The sequence below is a fragment of the Actinosynnema sp. NPDC059335 genome (genome assembly GCF_042752395.1).
Taxonomy (GTDB): domain Bacteria; phylum Actinomycetota; class Actinomycetes; order Mycobacteriales; family Pseudonocardiaceae; genus Actinosynnema.
In genome coordinates, this window is sequence record NZ_JBHYXZ010000113.1 from 1 (window position 1) to 5,061 (window position 5,061).

At 70.2% G+C, this 5,061-nt stretch carries 2 protein-coding genes; both read left to right on the plus strand.

Going from position 1 to position 5,061, the window contains the following annotated elements:
* Positions 1–123: 123 nt before the first annotated feature.
* Positions 124–522: a DUF6191 domain-containing protein gene (locus ACFXGA_RS28680; RefSeq protein WP_378093106.1), complete on the plus strand. Its 399-nt coding sequence runs from the start codon at positions 124–126 to the stop codon at positions 520–522.
* Positions 523–700: 178 nt separating this feature from the next.
* A partial coding sequence (locus ACFXGA_RS28685) for an NACHT domain-containing protein (RefSeq protein ID WP_378093108.1) occupies positions 701–5,061 on the plus strand: 4,361 nt, incomplete at its 3' end.

A 5,061-nucleotide genomic window follows, 5' to 3' on the forward strand; every position in this document is an offset into this window, starting at 1 on the left:
GGGTGGGTTACAGGGCCCCCCTCGGGGCTGGCTTGTGTTTGAGCGCGCCCCGGGGGGGGCGCCCCCCGCCCGGGGGGGGGGCCCCCCCCGGAACCCCGGCGGCCCCGGATTCGTTCGGGTGACGTGGACGCGGTGGAGACGGTGTTGGCGTGGAGCATCCCGGGCGGGACGTTGTCCGTGGTGGGCGTCGCGGTCTACGAGCTGTTGCGCCAACGCGGCCGCAAGCGCAAGGGCACGCCGTTGGCCACGACGACCGTCAACGAGATCACCGCGATGTTCTACGGGTCCAAGCGGATGGAGCTGGACCACCGCGACTCGGTGGCGGTGATGCGCGAGGAGGACGCCCAAGGCGCTCCCCCGCTGCACCTCGACCTCGACCGCGGTGTGGTCCGCCTAACCCGGCCCCGTCCTGCCCACCTGCACGACGTCGTCCGCACTGCCGGCCACGACGTTGACGGTGACCGGCGGCGCAGGCGTGCGGAGGACACGGCACAGGACGACGAGCACGATCGTCTGCCCTGACAGGACAGCGCACACCGCCAACCACATGATTGCGGTCATCGACAGCTCGCCAGCCATGCCCTCCCCTTCCCCACCGGCCGGTGATCCCGGTTGCCGCTAGCGTGGGGCCTCCGGTCGGCGTCCCGACAGCGCAGGGACGTTTCCGGGACGCCGCAGGGGACACGCCGAGGGGTGACGAGTGGAGCCGTCCGCGCCGGAACGAACCTTCGCCGCCGAGGTCGAGCGGCACCGCGCCGCCGCCCGCGTCACGCAGGACTGGGTCGCGCAGCGCGTGGGCCTGTCCCGTGCCAAGGTCTCGGAGGTGTGCGGCGGCCGTTATCTGCCGAGCCGGCAGGTCCTGGACGCGCTGGTCATCGCGTTGGCCATGGACCGCGAACGGGCAGTCCGGCTGTGGAAGGCCGCGTGGGAGGCACGTGAGCAGCGGCGCAGGGCCGAAAGGTCGAACCGTCAGGAGGCTCCGGACGACTGGTCGTCGTTGCCTGTCCTGTCCGACGACGTGCGGTCGCTGCTGCGAGCGCAGGAGATGGCGGCCCGCGACTTGCCCTACCGGCTGCCCGGCGCGCGCAAACCCTCGCTGGACACCGTGTACGTCCGACAGGAACTGGGGACCGGCACCGAGGAGACCCACGACGAGCAGCTCCGCACGGAGCCGGAGCTGGACGAGCGCGGCCTGCTGCGCGAGCGGGCCGCTCCCAAGCCGCGCCTGACCGTCCGGCCGCCCGCGCGCACGGTGCAGGAGGCGTTGGACGACGACGAACACGTCCTGGTCACCGGCGGCCCGGGGCAGGGCAAGTCCACGCTGTCCCTCCGCCTCGCGGGCGAGATCGCCGCGCGGTGGTCCGGCGGCGACGCACCGCCCCCGCTGGCCGAGCCGGTGGTGCCCCTGCGGCTCACGGCCCGCGAGCTGGCCAAGCGCCTCGACCTGCCGTTCCCGAAAGCGCTGGTGGAGAGCGTCGCCGCCGATTACGGCTCGTTGCTGTGGTCCGAGGTCAGCCCGGCGCTGGTGTCGGACAGGGTGGCCAACTGCCGGTGGCTCCTGCTGGTCGACGGTCTCGACGAGGTAGCCGACCCGGTCGACCAGAGCCGCCTGCTGCACGTGCTGGAAGGGTGCGCCGCGCCGGGCTCGCCCTACCGCGTGGTGGTGACCACGAGGCCGATCGAGGGCTCGATCCTCGCCCCGCTCCAGCGGGCGTCCGCCGCCCGGTACGAGTTGCAGCCGTTCGACGAGGAGGCACTGCGCCGCTTCGCGGCCAACTGGTTCGACGGCAGCCCTGACGAGGCGGACCGCTTCGTCCGCCAGCTCCAGGCCGCGCACCTGGACGAACTGGTCCGCGTGCCCCTGCTGGCCACCATCGCGGCGATCATCTTCGAGCAGTCCGGCGACCGACCGTTGCCGGACAACCAATACGAACTCTACGAGGCGTACTTGGGCTACCTGCTCACCGCCCACCCGGCCGCACCCGGCCCGTTCGACCACCTGCGCGACGAGCTGCTGGAACACCTGGGCCGAATCCGCCTCCAGAGCGACACCTCCCTCATCACAGCCGCCCGCACGTGGGTCGCCGAACGCCTGCCCGTGCGGGTCGGCTGGACCGACGAGCTGACCACGTTCCTCACCGCCGTGGGGCCGCTCGTCCAGCGCGGCGACGACCTGCGCTTCCTGCACCACAGCTTCGCCGAACACCTGGCCGCCACCGCCAGTGCGCGCGAGTTGCCGGTCTCCTTCGCCGCCGAGCACCACGACTTCAAGTCCCTGCTGCACACGGCGTCGCAGGGCGAGCAAGGCCGACACGCACGTGCCGTGCTGCTCCACTACACGCGCCTGCACCCCGACCAGGCCGACCACGTGGTGCGCACGCTGCACGAGGGCGGAGCGAGCCACCACGTGTTGGCGGCGAAGCTCCTCGCCCAGCACCTCCCGGCCGGTGTCGCGGTCGTGGACGACTTCCTGGGCACGACCAGGGCGTGGGCGATGACCACGGAGCACCTGGGGGCGGAGGTGCTGCGCCACGCGAGCCGTGCCGCCCACCACCCGACGCTCGTTCCGTGGCTGCTGGACCTCATGCGTGACGAACGCGCGCCCTGGCAGTCTCGGATCGAGGCGGCAACCGCCCTGGCCACGCGTTTGCGGACCACCGACACGCCGGAAGCGGTCGCGCTGCTCCGCACGGTCGCCGAGGGCGGCACCACCGCGGTGGCGGATCGACTGGCCGCCGCCGAGGCGTTGTCCCAGTGCGGGACCCCGGAACGTGCCGCGGCCGAACGCGGCTTGCGAGCCGTGCTGGCCGAACCGTACGCCGAGATGTCCGATTGCCGCACCGCCGCCGTCGTCCTCGCGAGCCTCGGCCCTGCGGGCCGCGCCGACGCCACGAAGGCGTTGCTGGGCTTCCTGGACGATCCGTCCATGCCGAACGGCGACCTGGTCGAGATCGCGACCGGACTAGTCGAGATCGGCGTCGAGTTCCACGCCCGGTGCGCCGAGGTGTTCCTGTCGGTGCTGCGGGATCCGGTCGACTCGATGACGGGGCGCAGGGACGCGGCCATCGCCCTGGCCTCGCTGGGAGCCCAGCACTTGGAGCAGGCCGCAACCGCCCTCGTGGATCTGGTCGAACAACGAGGGCTCTACCGCTTCGAGCGCGTCGCCGCAGCGACGACACTCGCCGAACTGGGACCGAAGCACCGCACCTCCGCTGCGAAGCACCTCCGGGTCATGTTGACGGAACCTCACATGTCACACGGGGATCGGCGCGCCATCCTGGAGGTATTGATCGATTCGGGCGCATGTGGCCCGGACGAGGCAGCGCTCCACCTGCGCAGGACGATAGACGATCACGAGGCCGACGAGAACGCGGTCTACTGGGCCGTCCGAATGCTCGCCGACTTCGGCCCGGAGTTCCATGACGAAGCGGCAGGCCATCTCCTGCGCGTTGCGGACGACCCGCTGGTGACCAGCTTCGAGCGCGAAGCGGCTCTTGGTCGACTCGCCGAGTTCGGCGAACCGCATCGGACGAATGCCATCAGCCGGTTGCGCCGTGATCTCGCCGACCCGGACACCGATCCCGCCGTGCGATGCGACGCGGCGGGCGAATTGAGCCGTCTCGGACCGGAGTTCCACGGTGAAGTGGTGAAGCACCTGCTCGATCTACTCGTGCATGAACTACGACCGCACGACGCCTCCAGGGCTTGGCGACTGCTTGCTTCTCTTGACACCCGGCACAAGGAAGCAGCCGCCACAGCACAGCTCGAACTGCTCACGCCCATGACAGCTGAAGACGCATTCACCCAACACTACGTCGGTCAGCCGAGGATCGACCACGACAGCCTCGAACCGGCCGCTGACGAACTGTTGCGTGCCTTCGCCGACAAAAAACTCTCCCGATTTGCCAGACAGCAGGTGTGTGCCAGCCTCCTGAGGCTGCACCGCGTGTTCCACGAGTCCTTCCTGGCCGCCTTCATCGAGCTGTGGTCGGACACCTCAATGACGATGGTGCACTATTTCTCGGAGGCGGCTCCGCGGTTGCGGGCCCGGCTGGCGAACCACATCCGGGAGGTGACCGTTACGACCGCCGACGCCGTCATCGAGGGAGCGGAGGCGCTGATCGCAATCGGCCACCACGAGGAAGCGACGGCGTCACGGGTGCGCGGTGTCGCGCTCGACCACGTCATCGCACCGGCCACCCGCGTCATGGCTGCCACCTTGCTGGGCAACCTCGATCCCGACCATGTCCCACAGTCCATCGACCTGGTCTCCGATCTTGCCCCTCACCTGTCGCCGTGGTCCTGGAAGCGCGCGATGTCCGTGCTTGCGCGACTGGGTGGAGACGTCACGGCACACGCGGCCGATCAGTTGAGCCGGGATACCGCCTGTGCCACGAAGCTGGAGGCCGCGAAGCTGGTCATGGAGCTGCACGGGCAACCCGACCAGGAGGCGCTCGGCGTCCTCGGTCTGCTGGCGGAAGATGCCCATCTCGCGTCCGACAAGCGCGGTGACGCCTTCATGACCCTGGCAAGGTTCGAACCGATCACCACAGACGCCATCGGTTATCTCGAGTCGGTTGCGGGCGACAAGGATGCCTCCGTCGACGAGCGCGGCCAAGCCGCCGAAAACCTGATCCGACTCGATCGGTCCCATTGGCACGGGTGCGTCGCGACGTTGAAGCGGCTGCTCACCGACCCGATGGTCACGCTCGAAGAGCACGTTGAGCTGGTCCGACGGCTGCGAGCGCTCAACGCGCTCCGCCAGGACGAGATCAACAAGCTCAGCCTCGCGGTGGTCCACCATCCGAGCGCTTCTACGACCACCCGCGGAATCGCCCTCGGCCGCGTCGCCGATCGGACCAAGAACGCCCTCTTCGAGGAACTCGCCACGGACACCGCCACACCGGTCGCGGTGCGCCTTTCGCGCTACACGACTCCGGCGCTGGCCGATGTGGTGATAAAGGGGCCCGGGGGCGGTTTTTTTGGGGGGGGGGGGGGGGGGGGCGGGCGGGGGGGGGGGGGGGGGTTGCTTGTTGGGGGGGGGGGGCCGGGCCGGATGGC